The organism is Hydrogenophaga sp., from assembly GCF_031426985.1.
Classification (GTDB): Bacteria; Pseudomonadota; Gammaproteobacteria; order Burkholderiales; family Burkholderiaceae_C; genus Hydrogenophaga.
In genome coordinates this window covers 1-20,178 of the sequence record NZ_JASJOY010000031.1, presented here as the reverse complement: position 1 = coordinate 20,178, position 20,178 = coordinate 1, and the positions used below count along the sequence as shown (strand labels likewise).

25 protein-coding genes are annotated in these 20,178 nt (G+C 69.2%); 13 read left to right on the top strand and 12 right to left on the bottom strand.

Going from position 1 to position 20,178, the window contains the following annotated elements; all coding sequences use genetic code 11:
* Positions 1–65: 65 nt before the first annotated feature.
* A complete protein-coding gene (locus RMP09_RS04140; RefSeq protein ID WP_310564740.1) occupies positions 66–1,070 on the bottom strand; it encodes a BLUF domain-containing protein in 1,005 nt (334 codons plus the stop codon).
* Between the two features lie 179 nt (positions 1,071–1,249).
* Between RMP09_RS04140 and RMP09_RS04135 the strand changes: the two genes are divergently transcribed.
* Both RMP09_RS04135 and RMP09_RS04130 read left to right on the top strand, forming a co-directional pair.
* Positions 1,250–1,777 carry an anti-sigma factor gene (locus RMP09_RS04135; protein WP_310564739.1) on the top strand — a complete coding sequence of 176 codons (528 nt, stop codon included), beginning with the start codon at positions 1,250–1,252 and terminating at the stop codon, positions 1,775–1,777.
* Positions 1,778–1,847: 70 nt separating this feature from the next.
* Complete coding sequence (locus tag RMP09_RS04130; protein ID WP_310564738.1) at positions 1,848–2,087, top strand: DUF3079 domain-containing protein; 240 nt, start codon at positions 1,848–1,850, stop codon at positions 2,085–2,087.
* Here the strand turns inward: RMP09_RS04130 and RMP09_RS04125 are convergent.
* On the bottom strand, positions 2,059–2,784 hold the full coding sequence (locus RMP09_RS04125; RefSeq protein ID WP_310564737.1) for an SIMPL domain-containing protein: 726 nt from the start codon (positions 2,782–2,784) through the stop codon (positions 2,059–2,061). The two genes, RMP09_RS04130 and RMP09_RS04125, sit on opposite strands and share 29 nt — an antisense overlap.
* 73 nt (positions 2,785–2,857) lie before the next feature.
* Between RMP09_RS04125 and RMP09_RS04120 the strand changes: the two genes are divergently transcribed.
* The 3 genes from RMP09_RS04120 to RMP09_RS04110 all read left to right on the top strand — a co-directional run bounded on the left by RMP09_RS04120 (position 2,858) and on the right by RMP09_RS04110 (position 5,345).
* On the top strand, positions 2,858–4,114 hold the full coding sequence (locus RMP09_RS04120) for a DNA polymerase IV (RefSeq protein WP_310564736.1): 1,257 nt from the start codon (positions 2,858–2,860) through the stop codon (positions 4,112–4,114).
* A gap of 90 nt (positions 4,115–4,204) precedes the next feature.
* Positions 4,205–4,474, top strand: coding sequence for a hypothetical protein (locus RMP09_RS04115; protein WP_310564735.1), 270 nt, complete (start codon positions 4,205–4,207; stop codon positions 4,472–4,474).
* A 22-nt stretch (positions 4,475–4,496) separates the two neighbouring features.
* Positions 4,497–5,345, top strand: coding sequence for an enoyl-CoA hydratase-related protein (locus RMP09_RS04110; protein ID WP_310564734.1), 849 nt, complete (start codon positions 4,497–4,499; stop codon positions 5,343–5,345).
* A 40-nt stretch (positions 5,346–5,385) separates the two neighbouring features.
* Here the strand turns inward: RMP09_RS04110 and RMP09_RS04105 are convergent, their stop codons facing one another.
* Together RMP09_RS04105 and RMP09_RS04100 are read right to left on the bottom strand one after the other, a co-directional pair.
* Positions 5,386–5,973, bottom strand: coding sequence for a CBS domain-containing protein (locus RMP09_RS04105; RefSeq protein ID WP_310564733.1), 588 nt, complete (start codon positions 5,971–5,973; stop codon positions 5,386–5,388).
* A 166-nt stretch (positions 5,974–6,139) separates the two neighbouring features.
* Positions 6,140–7,354, bottom strand: a complete 1,215-nt coding sequence (locus RMP09_RS04100) for a 6-phosphofructokinase (RefSeq protein WP_310564732.1) — start codon at positions 7,352–7,354, stop codon at positions 6,140–6,142.
* An 80-nt stretch (positions 7,355–7,434) separates the two neighbouring features.
* Here RMP09_RS04100 and RMP09_RS04095 point away from each other — a divergent pair, with 80 nt between their 5' ends.
* The gene (locus RMP09_RS04095) at positions 7,435–8,496 is read left to right on the top strand and encodes a histone deacetylase family protein (protein WP_310564731.1); all 1,062 of its coding nucleotides are present in this window, start codon (positions 7,435–7,437) and stop codon (positions 8,494–8,496) included.
* Here the strand turns inward: RMP09_RS04095 and RMP09_RS04090 are convergent, their stop codons facing one another.
* Both RMP09_RS04090 and RMP09_RS04085 read right to left on the bottom strand, forming a co-directional pair.
* The gene (locus tag RMP09_RS04090; protein WP_310564730.1) at positions 8,497–9,042 is read right to left on the bottom strand and encodes a DUF3455 domain-containing protein; all 546 of its coding nucleotides are present in this window, start codon (positions 9,040–9,042) and stop codon (positions 8,497–8,499) included.
* An 86-nt stretch (positions 9,043–9,128) separates the two neighbouring features.
* Positions 9,129–9,695: a ferritin-like domain-containing protein gene (locus RMP09_RS04085; protein WP_310564729.1), complete on the bottom strand. Its 567-nt coding sequence runs from the start codon at positions 9,693–9,695 to the stop codon at positions 9,129–9,131.
* A gap of 198 nt (positions 9,696–9,893) precedes the next feature.
* On the opposite strand from RMP09_RS04085, the gene RMP09_RS04080 reads away from it, so the two are divergent.
* The 5 genes from RMP09_RS04080 (at position 9,894) to RMP09_RS04060 (ending at position 13,603) form a co-directional block, all read left to right on the top strand.
* A complete protein-coding gene (locus RMP09_RS04080; RefSeq protein ID WP_310564728.1) occupies positions 9,894–10,844 on the top strand; it encodes a DUF3034 family protein in 951 nt (316 codons plus the stop codon).
* A gap of 26 nt (positions 10,845–10,870) precedes the next feature.
* The gene (locus RMP09_RS04075) at positions 10,871–11,359 is read left to right on the top strand and encodes a group 1 truncated hemoglobin (RefSeq protein ID WP_310564727.1); all 489 of its coding nucleotides are present in this window, start codon (positions 10,871–10,873) and stop codon (positions 11,357–11,359) included.
* Positions 11,356–12,018 (top strand): plastocyanin, encoded by a 663-nt coding sequence (locus tag RMP09_RS04070; RefSeq protein WP_310564726.1) that lies wholly within the window; start codon positions 11,356–11,358, stop codon positions 12,016–12,018. Before RMP09_RS04075 ends, RMP09_RS04070 begins: the two co-directional genes overlap by 4 nt.
* A 68-nt stretch (positions 12,019–12,086) precedes the next feature.
* Positions 12,087–12,659 (top strand): sigma-70 family RNA polymerase sigma factor, encoded by a 573-nt coding sequence (locus RMP09_RS04065; RefSeq protein ID WP_310564725.1) that lies wholly within the window; start codon positions 12,087–12,089, stop codon positions 12,657–12,659.
* A 167-nt stretch (positions 12,660–12,826) separates the two neighbouring features.
* Positions 12,827–13,603, top strand: coding sequence for an anti-sigma factor domain-containing protein (locus tag RMP09_RS04060; RefSeq protein ID WP_310564724.1), 777 nt, complete (start codon positions 12,827–12,829; stop codon positions 13,601–13,603).
* Here RMP09_RS04060 and queF read toward each other — a convergent pair whose 3' ends face one another.
* The 3 genes from queF to yaaA are packed head-to-tail and all read right to left on the bottom strand — an operon-like array spanning position 13,604 to position 16,111.
* The gene (gene queF / locus RMP09_RS04055) at positions 13,604–14,449 is read right to left on the bottom strand and encodes an NADPH-dependent 7-cyano-7-deazaguanine reductase QueF (RefSeq protein ID WP_310564723.1); all 846 of its coding nucleotides are present in this window, start codon (positions 14,447–14,449) and stop codon (positions 13,604–13,606) included.
* 4 nt (positions 14,450–14,453) lie between these two features.
* Positions 14,454–15,326, bottom strand: coding sequence for a 2OG-Fe(II) oxygenase (locus RMP09_RS04050; protein WP_310564722.1), 873 nt, complete (start codon positions 15,324–15,326; stop codon positions 14,454–14,456).
* Between the two features lie 11 nt (positions 15,327–15,337).
* A complete protein-coding gene (yaaA, locus tag RMP09_RS04045; protein WP_310564721.1) occupies positions 15,338–16,111 on the bottom strand; it encodes a peroxide stress protein YaaA in 774 nt (257 codons plus the stop codon).
* On the opposite strand from yaaA, the gene RMP09_RS04040 reads away from it, so the two are divergent.
* Positions 16,110–16,811, top strand: a complete 702-nt coding sequence (locus RMP09_RS04040) for a pseudouridine synthase (RefSeq protein ID WP_310564720.1) — start codon at positions 16,110–16,112, stop codon at positions 16,809–16,811. The genes yaaA and RMP09_RS04040 overlap by 2 nt on opposite strands.
* 4 nt (positions 16,812–16,815) lie before the next feature.
* Here the strand turns inward: RMP09_RS04040 and RMP09_RS04035 are convergent, their stop codons facing one another.
* The 3 genes from RMP09_RS04035 to RMP09_RS04025 form a co-directional block, all read right to left on the bottom strand.
* Complete coding sequence (locus tag RMP09_RS04035) at positions 16,816–17,406, bottom strand: DUF3501 family protein (RefSeq protein WP_310564719.1); 591 nt, start codon at positions 17,404–17,406, stop codon at positions 16,816–16,818.
* 68 nt (positions 17,407–17,474) lie between these two features.
* Positions 17,475–18,824, bottom strand: coding sequence for a (Fe-S)-binding protein (locus RMP09_RS04030; protein ID WP_310564718.1), 1,350 nt, complete (start codon positions 18,822–18,824; stop codon positions 17,475–17,477).
* A 221-nt stretch (positions 18,825–19,045) separates the two neighbouring features.
* On the bottom strand, positions 19,046–19,468 hold the full coding sequence (locus RMP09_RS04025) for a rubrerythrin family protein (protein WP_310564717.1): 423 nt from the start codon (positions 19,466–19,468) through the stop codon (positions 19,046–19,048).
* A 358-nt stretch (positions 19,469–19,826) separates the two neighbouring features.
* Between RMP09_RS04025 and RMP09_RS04020 the strand changes: the two genes are divergently transcribed.
* On the top strand, positions 19,827–20,178 hold a 352-nt coding region (locus RMP09_RS04020; protein WP_310564716.1), incomplete at its 3' end, for a class I tRNA ligase family protein.

The following is a 20,178-nucleotide window of genomic DNA, read 5'->3' as shown; positions in this document are numbered from 1 at the left end:
CCGCAACACAGTTGCTTGGGGGGCAGCGACCCGCGCAGCGGCGGAGCGTGGGGGCATAGTGCCTTTCAGGCGATCTGCGCCAGCACCGGCTGCAGCACCGCCCACAGGTCCATGGCGTCGGGGCGCCGCAGCGGGCTGCGCGCCGCCACCCAGGGCAGGCCCTGGCGCTCCACCTGTTCCTGCAGCGCGGGCGTGACCTGGTCGTGCGTGCCCAGCCCCACGATGACGGGCACGTGGTGCACCTGCTGGTTGGCCGCCAGCACCCGGTCCACCAGGTGCTGGTTGCGCGCGGCGTCGTCGCTCAGCAGCAGCACCACGGCGGCGTGGTCGGGCAAAAAGGCGTGGGCCATGCCCATGGCCAGGCCCTTGCGGGCATTGGCGACCAGGCGCCAGCCGGTCTGGCCCAGGGCGGGCAGGTCCAGGTAATCGCTTTCCACGTCGCGCGCCGCGTCGGCCGCGCCGGCGAAACGGCGGCACACCAGCGGCCGTTTGAGCTGGGCGGCCAGGGTCTGCAGCAGCTCGAACGCCTGCGCGCCCTGGGCCGAGAGCAGCATGGCGCGCGGAAAAGCGCCATCGGTCAGCGGCATGTCGACCGCGGGCGGTGAACACAGGCGCAGCCAGACGCTGGCAGGCTCCAGCGCCGACTGGCGCACCTGCCGGTCCTGCAGGGCAAACAGGCGGCGCGCAAACGCGGTGGGGCCTTCGTCGGACTGCACGATGGAGCCGATCCAGGGGCGGAACAGGCGCGGCTTGCCGCGGCTGTGGTGCACCACCTGCAAGCCCTGGTGGCGCGGGTCCTGCGCCACGCGGTCGAGCAGCGCGCGGATGCCCGCCTCGGGTCCTTCGATCCATTCGACGAACCAGCCGCTCATGTGCAGCAGCGCCACCCGCAGGCCAGCCGCCTGGTTGTGCACCACGGCGTGGTCGCGGATGCGGCGCATCTCGTCGAGCACATGCTCGTCCACCTTGCTCAGGCTGGCGTAGATCAGGCGCGAGACCACCTGCAGCGGCACTTCGGAGGCGCTGTCGGGCCAGTGGGTGGCAGAAGAATCTTGGTCGGCAGAAGACATGGGGCAACACCTGCGGGGCGGACGGGGCGGCAAAAAGGGCGTGGGAGAATCAGCGCACCCGCCCTCCCACCCCAGCGGGCCACCATCGTGGAGGACCACCATGCGCAGCGGTCGATAGGCCCGAAAGCCTACACCGTCAATGTGGTTATTCAACCGACACGGCCCGACGCTCCACCACCATGACTTCGACCGATTCCACCGTTTCTCAAGCCCCCGCTGATCGCCGCGTGTCGTCCTGGTGGCGAATGCTGGCCGTTGCCCTGATGGTGCTGCTGCTGATCGGCTGGGCCGCCAGCGCCAGCATGGTGGAACAGCTCAAGGCGCAGATCGTCCACGCGCAGGCCCAGCTGGCCGAGCAGCCGCAGATCACCCAGGTGGCCTTGCTGGTGGACGCCCAGGGCCTGCCGGCCATGCTGGCCACCTTCACCGCCAAGGACCACAAGCTGCAGCTGCAGCGCCTGAACGAGGTCAAGGAAGGCCGCGAGGACAGCATGCAGGTCTGGGCGCTGGGCACCGACGGCCAGCCCCGCTCGCTGGGCATCATCGAAAGCAAATACAAGACGCTGCAGCTGCCGGTGCTGGCGGCCGACCTGCAGGGCGCCATGGAACTGGGCATCAGCGCCGAAAACAAGGGCGGCGTGGCGGCGGGCACCCCGCCCAGCCTGCCCTGGCTGTTCAAGGGCTGGCTGGTCAACAAGGCCATCTGATCCGCCATTCGCCGCTGGCTTGCGCAGCGTCAAGGCGCCGTCACGCCGCTGGCGGCACACTGGCGGCGCTGTGAGCACCGCCAAACGATTCCCCGTCCACCCGCCGCACCCCGAACGCAACTGCTGGGGCTGCGACCGCTACTGCGCGGCCAATGCCATGCTGTGCGGCAACGGATCGGACCGCACGCAACACCCCATCGAAACCTTCGGCCCCGGCTGGGAAACCTGGTCGGGCATCCCGGTGCCCGTGCTCACGGACGTACCGGAAGAAGACCTCAGCCTCAGCGCAACTCGTACTCGAACGAGCTGACCACGCGCAGGCGCTTGGTGCGCGAGCTGCCGTCGTCAAAGTCCTGCCCGTCGTCACCGCTGATGCGGATCACGCCCTGGTTGGCGGTCTTGAGCGGGCCGAGCGTGGCACCGGCTTCGGCCGCGAACTTCTGCGCCTGTTCGCGCGCGTTCTTCGTCGCTTCGGCCAGCAGCGGCGCCTTCACGTCGTTGAAGCCGCGCAGCTGGTAGCGCGGCCCGGTCGCGCCTTCGCCCTCGCCGCCGAGCTGGACGCCGGCCTGGATCAGCGGGTCCAGCGCCAGGGCGGCCTTTTCCACCTCGGCCACGCGTGCGCTCTTGACCACGATGCGCCCACTGCCGTTGAAGCGGAACGGCACATTGCCCTGCGCGTAGTCGCGCGCCAACAGGTCTTGCACCGACAGGGGTTTGGCCTCGATTTCCCCGTCCGGGAAACCCTGCGCTTTCAGAAAGGCCCGCACCTTGTCGCGGTCGCCGGCCAGGGCCTGCTGCACGCTGGCGAATTCGTTGCCCGCGCGGCGGAAGTTCAGCGTCCAGATGGCGAAGTCGCTCTCCACGTCCTTCTCGGCCAGGCCCTTGACCGAGATGCTGCGGTCGGCCATGCGAAAGCGCTCCAGACCCCCGCTGACGAACCAACCCGCCGCGGCAACGCCGCCCGCGACCAGCAGCGCCGTCAGCAGGCGGGACAAGGTGGTGTTCATGCGCAAACTCCCCAAAAGCCACGACCGACAGCGGCCGTGTGTGGCCCCAGTTTAGACCGCGCAGCGCGGCGCTATGCTCAGCGCTGTGACCGCCCCGGCCCCTCCGCTTCGCCGCATTGCCCACCTCGACATGGACGCGTTCTTCGCGTCGGTCGAGCTGCTGCGCTACCCGCAACTCAAGGGGCTGCCGGTGGTCATCGGCGGCGGGCGGCGGCGCGAGGATGACATGCTCGCCCGCCTGCGCGAGGCTTACCCGGAACGCGACTGGGACGCGCTGAGCCTGGACCGCATTCCGGAGGCGTTTTTCCCGCGCCTGAAGGACTACGTGGGCCGCGGCGTGGCCACCACCGCCACCTACGCGGCGCGGCAGTTCGGCGTGGGCTCGGCCATGGGGCTGATGAAGGCCGCCAAGCTCTGCCCCGACGCCATCCTGCTGCCGGTGGACTTCGATGAGGTCAAGCGCATCTCGCGCCTGTTCAAGAGCACCATCACCGAGATCGCCCCGGTCATGGAAGACCGCGGGGTGGACGAGGTCTACATCGACTTCACCGCCGTGCCCGGCGGCCAGCGCGAAGGCGGCCGGGTGCTGGCCCGGCTGATCCAGAAAAGCATCTTCCAGGCGACCGGGCTGACCTGCTCCATCGGTGTCGCGCCCAACAAGCTGCTGGCCAAGATGGCCAGCGAATTCAACAAACCCAACGGCATCAGCATCGTGCAGCCGGCGGACCTGCAGACGCTGATCTGGCCCCTGCCCTGCCGCAAAATCAACGGCGTGGGGCCGAAGGCCGACGCCAAGCTGCAGGGCCACGGCATCCACACTATCGGCGAGCTGGCGGCGCGCGAACTGCCCTGGCTGGTGGACACCTTTGGCCGCAGCTACGGCGCCTGGCTGCACGCGACCGCCTGGGGTCGCGACGACCGGCCGGTGGTGACCGAGAGCGAGCCGGTGAGCATGAGCCGCGAGACCACCTTCGACCGCGACCTGCACGCGGTGCGCGACCGGGCCGAGGCCGGCGCCATCTTCACGCGGCTGTGCGAACAGGTGGCGGGCGATCTGCAGCGCAAGGGCTACGTGGGCAAGACCATCGGCATCAAGATCACCTTCGACAACTTCGAGAAGGTCACGCGCGACCAGACCATCGAGCTGCACACCGCCGACGCGGCCACCATCCGCCGCGTGGCCGGGCAGTGCCTCAAGCGGGTGGAGCTGTCGCGGCGCTTCCGGCTGCTGGGCGTGCGCGTGGGCACCCTGCTCAAGGCCGACGAAGCGGCGGCGCTGGCGTCGGCCACCGCGCCAGTCCCCGAGCCGGTCACCGATCAGCTGTTCTGACCTCTTTCTGCCCCCTCTTCGGGGGATCGTGGTGTTGACGTTTCCTGACACGAGGCTTACATTGAAGTCTCGTGTTTTGGGGAGAACGCCATGACCCAGCGACTGACCCTGGACGAGCTCCAACGCATCAAGCAGTGGCACGTCGACCACCGCGACGACCACCCGCTGGAATACCAGCTGTGGGACGGGATGCTCACGGTCTGGCTGATGGGCTGGCTGGGCTGGGTGCCGGCGGTGGCCATGGACGAACTCTGGGCCCTGCCCCTGTGCGCCGCCTTCATCTGGGTGCCCGCGCTGTACGTGCACTGGCGCGAACGGGCCCACGCGGCGCACCGTCTCAGGTGTGACTGGCTGCGCTGACCGCCCTGCGTACAGTGGGCGGATGAACATCACGCCCACCTGCTTCACCCTCAGCCGCACGCCCGAGGGCGTGGCCCACCTGGTGCTCAGCCGCCCCGAGCAGCTCAACACCATGCACCCGACCTTCTGGCGCGAGCTCGATGCCATCCTCACGCAGCTGCACCGCGAAGGCACGGCGCGCGCGCTGGTCATCAGCTCCACCGGCAAACACTTTTCCGCCGGCATGGCGCTGGAGACCTTCGCCGGCGCGATCAGCATGGACGACCAGAGCCCCGAAGGCCGCGCCGCCATCTTCGACCTGCTGACCGACATGCAGGCCACCTTCACCAAAATCGAGGCGCTGCGCTGCCCGGTGATCTTCGCCATCCAGGGCGGCTGCATCGGCGGTGCGGTGGACATGGTCACGGCCGGCTGCATCCGCTACGCGACGGCGGACGCGTTCTTCTGCATCCAGGAAATCAACATCGGCATGGTGGCCGACGTGGGCACGCTGCAGCGCCTGCCCAAGCTGGTGCCGTTGGCGGTGGTGAAAGAACTGGCCTACACCGGCCGCCGCCTGCCGGCCGCCAAGGCGCTGGCCTACGGCCTGGTCAACGAAGTGTTCGACACGCCCGAGGCGTTGCTGGACGCCGCGCTGGCCTGCGCGAAGGAAATCGCCAGCAAGCCGCCCATCGCCATCTGGGGCACCAAACAGGCGGTGGACTACGCGCGCGACCACAGCGTCGAAGACAGCCTGCGCCAGATGGGCTGGCTGCAGGGCGCGATCTGGAGCAACGCCCACGTGCGCGAGTCCATCGCCGCCATGCAGGCCAAGCGCAGCGGCAGCTTCACGCCGTTGTCGCCGTTGCAGTCGTTCAAAGACCTGGGCTGAGCGCGGCACGACCGCGCTCGGCCGCCGCGGTCCCGGCCGCTCAGGCCGCCGTCAGCGACTGGCTGATTTCGGCGAAATTGCCGGCCGTCTCCACCAGGGCAATGGACTGGCCCAGCTGGCGTTCGATCTGCGCCTGCGAGATGACACCCCGCACCCGCGGGCCGTGCCCGGTGCCGGCTTTCTGGATCACCAGCAGGTGGCGCCGACCGACCTGTTTGAGGGTGGCGATCACCGTCGCCACGGTGGCGTGCGCCAGGTCTTCCAGGTCGATCGCGTCCAGCGTGGCCAGCGGCGACATCACATCGGCCACCACCAGCTCTTCGTATTTCACCCCGCGTTTGTGGATCTGCTGCATCGGGCGTTCACCCTCCAGGTCGGTCGAGGTGATGAGCCCGCCCACGCAGGGCATTTCGCTGACCACGAACAGCAGGCGCACGCCCTGGTGGATCATGGTCTGGCGCGCCTCGGCCAGCGGCATGTCCGGGCGGATGGTGGCCGCGCGCACGTGGGTCAGGTCGGTCATGACCGCCCGGCCGGGCGAAGCCAGCGTGACGGACACGCCGGCGTTCGGCTGGGCCTGCGCGATGCAGGTGCCCTCGGGGAAACGGAAGGTGCTCAGGCTGTTCACGGCGCGCTCGCTTTCTGCACACAGGCATGTGGTGGAAACCGACCCCGTGGCAAGCGACGCGACACCCACCACGGCCCGCCGCCAGACTAGCACCAGCCCCGGACGGCGACAAGCGACGCGCGCCCTGCCCCGCGCCGGGCAGCACCGGCGGGCCGGCCCGCCAGGCTCAGGGCCGCAGCACCTTGGCCACCGGGTTGAAGCGCAGGCGGAACGCGTCGGGCATGTCCGAACCCAGCAGCGGCCGCAAATACAGGCGGAAGGCATCGGTCACATCGGTGCCGCTGGCTGAAATGAATTCGTCCTCCATGGTGCGCGTCTTGCCGGCCACCGCGTCCAGTGGCAGCAGCTCGTAGTCGGCCGAATAAAAGCCGGTGCGCTTGATCGCCACCGAGCCATCCACCCGGCCCCACATCGCGAACTGCACCGCCTTCTCGCCCACCTCGCGCGCCTCGCGCTGGTCCACGTCGCTGACGCAGCCGATGAAGCTGCGCTGCAGGTAGCCGAAGGTGTCGCCGCGCACGCGCTTGATACCCAGCTTGGCCTTGATCTCTTCGCACAGCAGGTCGGCCAGCGCGCCGGTGCCACTGAGCTGCACGTTGCCGTGCGCGTCCTTCTCCACGTCCTTGGCCAGCTGGGTGATGATGGGCTGGCCCGATGCGTCGTGGATGCCCTCGCTGACCGCGATCACGCAGCGGCCGTGGCGTTCGTACATGGCCTTCACGTCGGCCAGGAACTTGGGGATCTCGAACACCCGCTCGGGCACGTAGATCAGGTGCGGGCCGTCGTCCGGGAACTTCTTTCCCAGCGCCGACGCGGCCGTGAGGAAGCCCGCGTGCCGGCCCATCACCACCCCCACGTACACGCCGGGCAGCGAGGCGTTGTCGAGGTTCGCCCCGGCAAAGGCCTGCGCCACGAAGCGCGCCGCCGAGGGGAAGCCCGGCGTGTGGTCGTTGCCCACCAGGTCGTTGTCGATCGTCTTGGGAATGTGGATCGAACGCAGCGGGTAGTTGGCCTTGTGCGCCTCCTCGCTGACGATGCGCACCGTGTCCGACGAGTCATTGCCGCCGATGTAGAAGAAGTGCTCAATTTCGTGGGCCTTGAGCACCTTGAAAATTTCCTGGCAGTACTTCAGGTCGGGCTTGTCGCGCGTGGAGCCGAGCGCCGAAGCCGGCGTGCGCGCCACGGCTTCGAGGTTGTGGCTGGTCTCCTGCGTGAGGTCCACAAAGTTCTCGTCCACGATGCCGCGCACCCCATGGCGCGCGCCGTAGATGCGCTGCACGTTCTGGAAGCGCCGCGCCTCCAGCGCCACGCCCACGAGCGACTGGTTGATGACGGCGGTGGGGCCGCCGCCCTGGGCGACGAGGATTTTTCCGGACGACATGGAGGACTCCTGAAAAGGTCGATGAACAACGCGGCCAATATAGCCCCGGCGCGGCCGGCGGTGCGACACTCGCGCCCATCATGAAAATTTTCCAAAACCCCGACCACGCGCTGCACCAGGGGCGCGAAGAGATGTTCCGCGGCCGCATGGTGCCCTGCCACGAGGTGCCGGCGCGGCTGGACTTTGTGCTGACGGAGCTGCAGCGCCGCCCGCTGGGCGAGCTGCTCACACCCGCCCTCGTCGACGCCGAACTGGACATGGCGATCGGCCGCGTGCACGCCGCGCGCTACACGCAGTTCCTGGCCGGCGCCTGGGACGAATGGGTGGCCATGGACCCGGCCAATGCCCAGCGCGACGCCCTGCCTTCGGTCTGGCCGCTGGGCAACCGCCACGCCTTCCGCACCGACGTGCTGCCGCGCAACTTCGCGGCGCGGCTGGGCTTGTTCGGTTTCGATTCGGGCTCGCCGCTGATGGCGGGCACCTGGGCCGCGGCGCGCAGCGGTGCGGCCTGTGCACTGGAAGCCGCGTACGAGGTGCTGGGCGGCGCGCGCAGCGCCTTTGCCCTGACCCGCCCACCCGGCCACCACGCGGGGGCCGACTTTTTTGGCGGCTACTGCTTCCTGAACAACGCGGCCATCGCCGCGCAAGCCCTGCGCGATGGCGGCAAGCAACGCGTGGCGGTGCTGGACGTGGACTACCACCACGGCAACGGCACGCAGACCATTTTTTACGAACGCGCGGACGTGCTGACGGTCTCGATCCACGGCGACCCCATGACCGAGTACCCGTTCTTCCTCGGCCACGCGAACGAACGCGGCGCGGGCGAGGGGGAAGGTTTCAACCTCAACCTGCCGCTGCCGCGCGGCACGGACTTCGCCACCTGGCACGCCGCACTCGGGCAGGCACTGGCGGCGGTGTCCGCCTTCCAGGCCGACGCGCTGGTGGTGCCCATGGGCCTGGACACCTTCGAGGGCGACCCGATCTCGGGCTTCACGCTCCAGAGCGCCGACTACTTCGCCGTGGGCGAGACCCTGGCCCGCGCCGGCCTGCCCACGGTGTTCACCTTCGAGGGCGGCTACGCGGTGGACGCGGTGGGCACCAACGCGGTGAACCTGCTCGAAGGGTTCGAGCGGGCCGCCTGATCAGGCCGCCTTCCAGAAGATGTAGTCGGCCTGGTACTGCACGGCCTGCTGGCGGCCCATGCTGGCGGCGTCGCAGGTCATGGCCGGTGCCACGCCCCCCCGCGTGGCCACGCGCTGGATGTAGGTCACGCCCTGCATCGCGCCCGTGCCCATGGCCGTGTTGGCCTTGACCAGCTGCAGCGGGAGGCTGCCCGCCACGGCCGGGGCGACCGCGACCTGTGCGCCGGTCAGCTTCGAACCGTCGTTGCTTTCCCAGGTGGCGGGCGGGCCGTGGTACTTGCCGACCTGCTGGCCCATGCGGTCCATCAACTGGGCGTCGGGACCGACAAACACCCACTCGTGCCCGGCCATGTCTTTCTTGGCGCGGCATTCGTAGGTGATCTGGCCGACGCCCACGGTTTCCATGGCAACTTTGTGGCCAGCCGGCACCTGCACGGCGGCGGGGAGGCTGGCCTGCGAGAAGGTCATGGTGGGCGCGCCCATGCCGGAGGCGCAGGCCGACAGGGCAAGGGCGGCCGTGGCGGCCAGGGTCGTTTTGATGATCATGAAAAAACTCCTCGGTGGTGGTGACAGGGCAAGCACGCTGGGGATGAGGGGGCCGGCCGGGGGCCGACCCTCGAGGTTCTCGGCACTCAGGCGCCGAACGACAGCGCCCCCGCCGGCAGCGGACGGCCCAGCGCGCTGGTCAGCACGGTGAAGTGCATCGTCTCGTCGGCGGCCAGGCGGGCGGCCACCTTGGCCAGCTCGCGGTCGACCATGGCGGGGATCACGCTGAGGTAGGCGCTGGTCGCGCCCAGCTCCAGGCGGGCGGCCAGGTCCAGCACGTCGCCCTGGTTCTTCAGCGCAGCGGCGTTCAGGGCCTTGGCGTAGTCCCCCAGCTTCAGCTCGGCCACCGGCTGGCCCCCGAGCTTCTGGATGGTGGCGATCAGCGCGTCGCGGTGCACCTTGTGGTGGCCCTGGAACTGCACGGCCACGTCCAGCACCGGCTTTTGCAGCAGGCCGCTGCCGGCGCCCAGCTGGTAGGCGTTGATGGCTTCGTGCTCCAGGCCCAGCGCCACATTGAGGATGCCGACGTCTTTGGCGGCATCCCCTTTCATGCCCGCGGCCAGGGCGTCGCGTCCGGCCAGCAAAGCCAATGCGGCGGCCGAGAGGGTGGCGCCGCGGCCAATGAACTGGCGGCGGGGGTTGATGGGGTTCATGGGGTGCTCCTGATGGGTTGGGGATGGATGACCGGCCGGTGGCACGTGTCACAACGGATACGCAGGCCACCCGGCCGGTGGATGCACTTGCCCCCACGTTCTCTGGGGCTTCAGACCCCGGCGCATCCAACCGGCGATGCGCTGCGTAGTGAGCAGGCCAGCACCGCTGGCCCTTCTGCCACCCAACCGCTCCACCCCATGCCACAAACCAACCACCGTTTCCCCTCCCCGCTGCAGCGATCCCTGGCGGTCATCGCCCTGTCGGCCGCCACCCTGGGCCTGTCGCCCGCCCATGCCGACACCGGCAAGCTGCTGCTGACCGGCGGCGTCTCCACGGTCGACGGCGCCGCTGGCGGTGGCCTGAGCCCCTGGGCCGTGATCGGCGGGCCGGGCGCCGAGGGCCAGACCGGCGCGGCCGCCTACCTCAGTCGCGCCGTCACGCGCGATTACGGCCTGACGGCCGCGGGCGTGGCCATCGGCCTGAACGACCGCGTCGAACTCTCGTTCGGTCACCAGGACTTCAACACCCGCGCCACCGGCACCGCGCTCGGCCTGCCCGGCCTGCACCTGAAGCAGGACGTGCTGGGCGCCAAGTGGCGCGTGGCGGGCGAGGCGATCGTCGACAGCGACACGCTGATGCCGCAGATCGCCGTGGGCGCGCAGCACAAGCGCCTGCAGTCGAGCGGGCTGGACGGCACGCTGACCGCCCTGGGCGCCGACCGCAGCGGCACCGATGTGTATGTGAGCGCGACCAAGCTCTTCCTGGCGCAGGGGGTGCTGGTCAACGGCACGCTGCGCGCCACCCGCGCCAACCAGGGCGGCCTGCTGGGCCACGGGGCCACGCTGGGCGGGGCCGACGACGGTTACGAGCTGGTGCCAGAAGTCTCGGTCGCCTGGCTGCTGCGCAAGGACCTGGCCGTGGGCCTGGAATACCGCGGCATGCCGAACAAGCTGCAGCGCGCCGGCGCGGCCGCCGGCCTGGGCAACGGCCTGCGCGCCGACGACTGGATGGACCTGTTCGTCGCCTGGGCGCCGAGCAAACACGTCTCGCTCACCGCCGCCTGGGTGAACCTGGGCCGCATCGTGCCCGCCACCACCGCCAGCCGGCAGCAGACCGGCTTCTACACCTCGGCCCAGTTCGCCTTCTGACGCTTCACTCCACCCCGGACATCCCCATGAAACACCTCATCACCGCCACCACCCTCACCCTGCTGGCCATGGCCAGCGGCCACGCGCTCGCCCAGACCATGGCCCAGCCCATGGCGCCCCAGCCCTCGTCCGCCTCGGCCTACCCGGTGGCACCGGCCCCGGGCCTGTTCGACGCGCTGGGCCAGAAGGCCGGCATCCGCACGCTGATGGACGACTTCACCCAGCGCCTGCGGGCCGACGCGCGCATCGGCGAACAGTTCAAGGACACCCCGCTCGATGCCCTGGCCAGCCAGCTGACCGACCAGGTCTGCCAGCTCGCCGGCGGCCCCTGCGTCTACAAAGGCCCGGACATGAAAGCAGTGCACGCCAGCATGGACGTGACGCGCGCCCACTTCAACGCCCTGGTGGAGGTGCTGCAGCAGAGCATGGACGCGCGCGGCGTGCCGTTCGCGCGCCAGAACCAGCTGCTGGCCCTGCTGGCGCCCATGCACCGCGACGTGGTGAACCCGCGATGAGCCGGCACCACCGCCGCCACCTCGCCGCCGCCCTGCTGACCGCGGTGTGCGCCAGCGCGGCCACGGCCGGCACGCTGCAGGTCACGGTGACCGGCAAGGACGGCCAGCCCCTGCCCGATGCGGTGGTGCTGGTGGAGCCAGCCAGTGGCGCACGCGGCAAGGCGCCGCCGCCGGTGCAGGCCCACATCGTGCAGCACAAGATGCAGTTCGTGCCTGCGGTCAGCGTGGTGCCGGTGGGTTCGCGGGTGCGCTTCACCAACCAGGACGGCTGGGACCACCACGTGCGCGGCGTGCCCGCAGGCATGGCCGGCCTGAGCACAGGTGCCAGCGCGGGCTTTGAACTGCGCCTGACCGGTCAGGTCAACGGCCAGCCAGCGGCCAGCACCGAGGTGGTGCTGGGCCAACCCGGCCCGCTGCAGCTGGGCTGCCACCTGCACGGGTCCATGCGCGGCTTCGTCTACGTGGCCGACACGCCCTGGGTGCTCAAGACCGACGCCCAGGGCATGGCCACGCTGGCCGAGGTACCCGAGGGCGCGGCGCGCGTGCGCGTCTGGCACCCGGACCAGCTGGTCGAAGGCAGTCCGCTGCCGGTGCAGGTGCAGGCGGTCTCCACCGTCACCGTGCCCACCCAGGTGGTGCCACGCAGGCGGCGGCTGTGATGGCCTGGCGCAGCCCCTGGCAACGGCACGGGCCGGCGAAGGCCATGGCGCTGGACCACAATGCGCCCATGCCAAACGAACCCGACCACGCGCTCATGGCCCTGATTCACCGCGTGGCCGCGCGCGATGAAGCCGCGCTCAAGGCGCTGTACGACCAGACCTCGGGCAAGCTCTACGGTCTGGCCCTGCGCGTGACCAGCCGCCGCGAATGGGCCGAAGACGCGCTGCAGGAGGCTTTTCTGCAGGTCTGGAAAAACGCCGCCGACTACCGCGCCAGCCTCAGCCCGCCCATGGCCTGGCTGGGCCTGATCGTGCGCAGCCGCGCGCTGGACCAGCTGCGCCGCCACAAGGCCGAGCGCGAGCACCTGAGCGACGAGCTGGACGAGGCCCTGGCCGACACACTGGAAGGCGACAGCGCCAACCCCATGGACACCAGCCTGGCCAGCCAGCAGGCCTGGGCGCTGCACCAGTGCCTGACGCGGCTGGACAACAAGCAGCGCGAGGTGGTCAGCCTGGCCTACCTGCGCGACCTCAGCCACGGCGAACTGGCGCAACAGCTGAAGCTGCCGCTGGGCACGGTCAAGAGCTGGATCCGCCGCGGGCTGGACCAGCTGCGCGCTTGCATGGCGAGGTACGCGTGAACACCCCCCGCGTGAACAAAAACACCCCCTGCGCCGCTTCGCGTCACCCCCCCTCCAGGGGGGCGGCACCAGAGGCCCGGCGAAGCCGGTTCCTCGGTGCCCCTGGTCGGCGTAGCTTCGTGCGAAAAGGGTTGTGCTGCGGCGTCGCAAACCACTGAAGCCTGTCCATGAACTTGACCCAACACCCCGAATTGCTGGACCGTCTGGCCGCCGCCTACGCACTCGGCACCCTGCGCGGTGGCGCGCGGCGCCGCTTCGAGGCCCTGGCGCGCGAACAGGCGCCGGTGCGCGCGGCCGCGCTCATCTGGCAAAGCCGGGTGGCCAGCATGAACGAACTGCAGCAGGCCGCCCTGCCCTCATCCGCGGTGTGGACCCGCATCCACAACCTGGTGCGGGCCGAGCGCGACCAAACGGCCATGGCCACTGCCCGTTCGGCCCCCGCACCGGCGCGCGCCGGCTGGTGGCGCAGCCTGCCCCTGTGGCGCGGCACCACCGCGGCCGGCGCGCTGGCCACGGTGCTGGCCGTGGGCACGGCCGTGGGCCTGCGCGACGAACTGGGCGCGCAGATCGGCGCGCTGCAGGCCCGGCTGGCCTCGCAGCCACAGATCGCATACGTGGCGGTGCTCAACGACGAGCAGGCCAGCGCGTCCATGCTCGTCACCTTCGACCCCAAGAACCGGCGGCTGACGCTGCAGCGCGTGGGCGGTTACCGGGAAGCGGCCGACAAGTCGCTGCAGCTGTGGGCGCTGCCGCCGGGCGCGGCTCCCCGTTCACTGGGCGTTCTGAGCCAGGACAAGCTGCTGCAGCTGGCCGCAGACGAGCAGGCCGTGGGCGGCGTGCCGGCCCTGGCGATCAGCCTGGAACCGCTGGGTGGCGTGCCCAGCGAGCGCGGCCCCACCGGGCCGGTGCTGTTCAAGGGCGCGCTGATCCAGAAGATGCTTTGATCACTGGCGCGCGGTGCGCACGTTGGCCGGCGGCTGCTGCGGGTGGCTGCTGCGCCAGGGGTTGATGTCCAGCCCGCCGCGGCGCGTGTAGCGCGCGTAGACCGCCAGCTTGGTGGGCTTGCAGCGCGTCAGCACGTCCATGTAGATGCGCTCGACGCACTGCTCGTGGAATTCGTTGTGGTTGCGAAAGCTCACGATGTACTGCAGCAGGCCGGCCTGGTCGATCTGCGGGCCGGTGTAGCTGATCTGCACACCGCCCCAGTCGGGCTGGCCGGTCACCAGGCAGTTGCTCTTGAGCAGGTGGCTGGTCAGGGTTTCGGTCACGGGTTGCTCGTCCAGCGCGGCGCTCAGCAGTTCGGGCGCGGGCTGGTACTGCGTGCACTCCACGTCCAGCCGGTCGATGCTCAGGCCGGTCAGTTCGTGCACCGGCTCGCGGTCAAAGGCCTCGGGCAGCAGCAGCCTGACGCCCGCACCAGCCATGACCGGGCCGCCGTGCCAGATGGCCGCGCTCACGTCGTTGCGGATGCACTCGCGCACCGCGTCGGCCGACTCGAAGGCCGTGTTGTTGAAGCTGTTGAGGTAGAGCTTGAAGGACTTGCTCTCGACGATGTGCGTGCTCTCGCAGGGGATGGTGAAGTGCGCCAGCGCCACCTGCGGCTTGCCGCGCGGGTTGAGCCAGCTCAGCTCGAACGCGGTCCAGAGGTCGGCCCCCAGGAAGGGGATGCGGCCGCTGATGCCGATCTCTCGCCGCTTGGTTTCGCGCGGCAGCGGGAACAGCAGCGACGCGTCGTAGCGGTCGATGTAGGCCGAGACCTTGCCCAGCTGGGAATGTTCGGGAATGTTCATGGCGTCAGGTGAAGGTGCGTTCGCGCAACCATTTGGTCGCGATCCATTTTTCGCCTTCGAGCACCGGCGCGCCCCCGTGCAGGGTGCGCGTGGCCGGCGAGGGGCGGTCGTAACTGAAGAAGACGGCATGGCCGCACTGGGGCATGACCTCGAAGCCGGCGTCGGGGAACACGGTGCCGCCCCCGCGCGCCGGGTCGTTGAGGTACATCACCAGCGTGCCCACGCGCTGGCCACCCCGGCGCAGGATGGTGGGCGTGCCGGGCTCGGCGGGGTCGAAATAGTCGTAGTGCGGCTTGTACTCGGCGCCCGCCCGGTAGTGCAGCACCTGCATGCCCTCGCCGTTCTCCACCGGCCAGTGCACCAGCGCGGCGATGCGCGCTTCGATGCGCCGCACCAGTTCGGTCTCGCCGCGGTTGAAGAACATGCCGTCGCTGGTGCGGTCGGGGTTGAGCTCTTCGCCGCCGGTGGTCGTCTGCACGGTCAGCGAGCGCGCCAGGCGCGGGCGGGCGGCCGCGATCAGCGCGTCGCATTCTTCGGCGCTCAGCAGGCCCGCGAGCAGCACCACGCGCGGCAGGTTCAGGCTGGCCAGCACATGCACCGCCCGCCCATCGACCAGGATCTCGCGCGACGACGGCCCCGTGTGAATGGTGGGCACCGCGCTGCGCGGCGCGGCCTGCGGTTCGCGTTCGGCCGCCTCGCGTGCGCTGCGCTCGCGCCGGGTGATGCGGATGGCGCGCTCGGCCAGGTCCTCGGCCCAGCCGGCGGCCATCAGCGCATCGAGCATGGCCTCGTGTTCTGCGCCGTCGTCGATCTGCTCCTGCAGCCAGCGGCGCAGGTCGTCGGTGATGGTCTGGCTCATGGTGATGTGCTCGGTCATGCGGTGCCGCGTCAGCCCCGATCGCGGCGGAACACCAGGTGGTCGGGCTCGGACGCGGCGGGCACGAAGCGGTAGCCCTCCTGCGCAAAGTCCTTGAGCTGCTCGACCCGTGTGACGCGGTGCTGGACCGCGTGGCGCACCATCAGGCCCCGCGCGCGCTTGGCGAAGAAACTGACCACCTTGTACTGGTCGCCCTTGCGCTCCTCGAACGCACAGGTCACCACGCGTGGCAGCAAGGCCTTGCGGTCCACGGCTTTGAAATACTCCTCGCTCGCCAGGTTGATGACCACCGGGGTCTTGTCGGCCTGGGCGCGCTCGTTCAGGTACTGGGCGATCTGGCGGCCCCAGAACTGGTAGAGGTTCTTGCCCTGGGGCGTGACCAGGCGCGTGCCCATTTCCAGCCGGTAGGGCTGCATCCAGTCCAGCGGGCGCAGCACGCCGTACAGGCCGCTGAGGATGCACAGGTGCTGCTGCAGCCAGTCGAGTTCGGCCTCGCCCAGCGTCTTCGCGTCCAGGCCGCCGTACACGTCGCCATCAAAGGCCAGCACGGCCTGCTTGGCGTTTTTGGCGGTGAATTTGGGGCGCCAGGCCTGGTAGCGCGCCACGTTCAGACCCGAGAGTTGGTCCGACAGGTCCATGAGTTCGGCGATCTGCTGCGGCGACTTTTCGCGCAGCACGGCGATCAGCTCGCTGGCCTGGTGCACGAACAGCGGTTGCGTGTGCGTGCCGATGTGGGGCGGCGTCTCGAAATCGAGCGCCTTGGCGGGAGACAATAAAAAGAGCATGTTGGACATCCTGTACCTGGACGATTATCTGGCAGCGGTCCACAAACCGCCCGGCCTGCTGGTGCACCGCACCGGCCTGGACGCGGGCGAAACCCGCTTCGCCCTGCAACTGCTGCGCGACCAGCTGGGCCGCCCGGTCTGGCCGGTGCACCGGCTGGACAAAGGCACCAGCGGCGTGCTGCTGTTCGCGCTGGACGCGGCCACCGCGCGCCGCCTGGGCCAGGCCTTTGAGGCGGGCGAGGGCCTGCGCAAGACCTACCAGGCCGTGGTGCGCGGCTGGCCAGCCGACGCGGGCCTGATCGACCACCCGCTGCGGCGTTTGCCCGACGACATGCGCACCGAGCGCGAAGAGGTGCAGGACGCACAGACACGCTTTCGCGCCCTGGAACGCTACGAACTGCCGCTGGCCGATGGCCGCTTCGACAGCACCCGCTGCGCCCTGCTGGAACTGTTGCCCCTGACCGGCCGCCGCCACCAGCTGCGGCGGCACTGCAAGCACATGGCCCACCCCATCATCGGCGACGCGACACACGGCAAGGGGCCGCTGAACCGGGCGGTGGCCGGCTACCTGGACGAACAGCGGCTGTGGCTGCACGCCAGCCATCTGGCCCTGGCCCACCCGGTGACCGGGGCGGCGCTGGACATCCGGGCACCGGCCGGCCCCGAGTGGGCGGCGTGGGCCGCGCACCGGGCGGACTGAGCCCTCAGCGCAGGTCGCCCGCCAGGCTGGCCAGGGTTTCGGGCCGGATCTGCTGGTGCACCGGGTAATGGGTGTGGTCGCAGCCCAGCTTGACCGCGGCGCCGGCGCGCACCGACGCGCACATGCCGGGCGTGAGTTCGAAGCGCACGAAATGCACCGCGCTGGTCTTGTGTTCGTTCTCGCGGTCCAGGTCTTCATCGGCGATGGCGTAGACGCGCTCACAGCCCTCGACTTCGACGAACAGCCGGTCCTCCACGCCGATCAGCCGCGCCAGCTCGCGCCGGCGTTCGTTGACGTCGGTGTACTCGATCAGCACCGTGGCCTTCCAGTTGTGGCCATCGGGCACCAGGGGCGCATAGGCCTCGATCTCCTGCTGGATGCCCTCCTCCTCGAAGATCTTCTCGATGCGCAGCATCTCCTGGATCTGGTAGCGGATGGTCAGCTCGCTCTCGAACTGCAGGTTCAGGTGTTCACCCAGCGGCACGCTGCGCAGCTGGCGGTGCGCGATGACCTCGCCCTTGTGGGTCTTGCGCCATTTGCTGTAGGCCTCCAGGCTCAGGAGGTTGTCGGGGGCGATGTGGCCGGTCGGTTGCATATCGATTCCTTGGGGGTTGTGCTGCCGGGCCGCTCCCGGGCGCGCCGCGCACCGGGAGCCGCGCGGGTCTACTTCAATCCATAGGCCTTGCGGACCAGGGTCAGGGGGTGGTTGAGTTCCGGCGCGCCGAGACCGTTCACTTCGAAGCCCTGGGCGATGTGGTGGCCGCCCAGCGGGCAGTCGGAGCTGATGAAGTCGGGCTTGGCACCGTCCTTCATCGTGGCCATGGCCTTGAACACCGGTTTGCCGATCTTCATCGCCTGCTGGTGGTAGGCCTTCTTGACGCCGAAGGTGCCCGCATGGCCCGAGCAGCGTTCGATGGTGTTGACGGTGGTGCCCGGCACCATCTTGAGCATTTCTTCGGTCTTCCTGCCGATGTTTTGCACCCGGCCGTGGCAGGGAATCTGGTAGCTGACGTTGCCCAGCGGCTGCGGGAATTCGGTCTTGAGCAGGCCGTCGCGCTTGCGCGCCATCAGGTACTCGAACGGGTCCCACATGTGATCCTTCACGAGCTGGGTGTCGGCGTCGTCGGGGAACATCAGCGGGATTTCCTGCTTGAACATCAGCGCGCAGCTGGGCACGGCCGCCAGGATCGCGAAGCCGTCCTTCGCGTACTTGGCCAGCACCGGGATGTTGGCCTCCTTGCTCGCCCGCACCGATTCGAGATCGCCCAGCTCCAGCTTGGGCATGCCGCAGCATTTTTCCTTCTCGACCAGGGTGTAGGGAATGGCGTTGTGGTCGAGGATTTTCAGCAGGTCCAGACCGATGCCGGGTTCGTTGTAATTGATGAAGCAGGTGGAGAAGATCACCACCTTGCCGGGCGTCTTTTCGCCATCGACCACCTCGCTGGCCTGAGCCTGCGGCGCGGTCCAGCGGAAGCGTTTGCTCGCCAGTTCGGGCAGCCAGGCGTCCCGGTCGACCCCCATCAGGTCTTCCATCGCGCCGCGCGCCAGCCGGGTCTTGTTCACCGCGTTGACCGCCTGCACCACGATCGGGATGCCGGCGAACTGGCCGTGCACGTCGGTGGAGGCCAGCAGCTTCTCGCTGAGCTTGACCTCACCCTTTTTGAACTTGATCGCCTTGGCCCGCAGCATGGTGTGCGGGAAGTCCAGGTTCCATTCGTGCGGCGGCGTGTACGGGCACTTGGTCATGTAGCAGAGGTCGCACATGTAGCACTGGTCCACCACCTTCCAGTAGTCGGCCTTGGCGACGCCGTCGACCTCCATGGTCTTGCTCTCGTCGACCAGATCGAACAGCGTGGGAAAGGCCCCGCACAGGCTCACACAGCGGCGGCAACCGTGGCAGATGTCGAAGATTCGCTCCAGCTCGACCAAGCACTTGCCCTCGTCGTAGAAGTCGGGGTTCTGCCAGTCCAGCGGGTGGCGTGTCGGCGCCTGCAGGTTGCCTTCGGTGGCCATGTGCACTCCTCTTCTCGCGCTCTGCGGCGCGGCCGGTCGTGGGGTTTGTCTCGTGGGCTTCTGCAAACGCTCAACCGAACGCTTGCAGAAGGGGCCGCCAACGAAGGGGCAGCCCTGCCAGGGACTCCGCGGAACCGCCCTTCGTCAAGCTCAGGACGGGCCGCAGGTGTCGGCCCCCTTGCAGGGGCAATCAGCGTCAGCGGCGCAGGGAGTGGCCCAGTTCAGTCCACCAGTTCATTCAGCGCCCGCTGGTAGCGGTTGGCGTGCGAACGCTCGGCCTTGGCCAGGGTCTCGAACCAGTCGGCCACTTCGTCAAAACCTTCCTCGCGCGCGGTCTTGGCCATGCCCGGGTACATGTCGGTGTACTCGTGGGTTTCACCGGCCACGGCCGAGGCGAGGTTCAGGCGCGTGCTGCCGATGGGCAGACCGGTGGCGGGGTCGCCCGACTGTTCCAGGAATTCGAGGTGGCCGTGGGCGTGCCCGGTCTCCCCTTCGGCGGTGGACCGGAACAGCGCCGCCACGTCGTTCTGGCCCTCCACGTCGGCCTTGTTCGCGAAATACAGGTAACGGCGGTTGGCCTGGGATTCGCCGGCAAAGGCGTCCTTCAGGCACTGCTCGGTTTTTGAACCTTTCAATGCAGCCATGAGGTATCTCCTGTTCGTGGGTGGAAAAAGGCGTCCAGCCGGCCCCCTTTGCCGGGGCTGGCCTGCTGAGACGAGGACAAACTTACGCCCGCCGGGCGACCGGGTCCAGTAGGCACCGGCTATGTGGCGCATTACCCACGGCTATCACGAGGGCGCAGCTGACAACCGTTCGCAACACGGGCCGCGACCCGAGGGAAAACCCCGTGCCAGCGCCGCCGATGCGGTGCATGGCCACGCCTTCGGAACGCCCCGACCGCCGGCCAATGGACGGACGGCACTCGAATAAAATCAAGCACTTCCCGATCTTTTTCCCAGCGGCGCCCTGCGGGGCGCCGTTGCACTTTTTGCGCCCTCCGCCATGTCCGACACCCTGCAACAACCCGGTCTGAACAGCCTGTCCAAATCCTTCGAGCCCGCCGCGCTGGAAGCCCACTGGGGCCCGGAGTGGGAACAGCGGGGTTACGGCGTGGCCGGCTTCCGTGGCACCTCGGCGCCCGACGAGCAAGCTGCCGCCGCAGGCAGGAACTTCGCCATCCAGCTGCCGCCGCCCAACGTGACCGGCACGCTGCACATGGGCCACGCGTTCAACCAGACCATCATGGACTCGCTCACGCGCTACCACCGCATGAGTGGCTTCAACACCGCCTGGGTGCCCGGCACCGACCACGCCGGCATCGCCACGCAGATCGTGGTGGAGCGCCAGCTGCAGG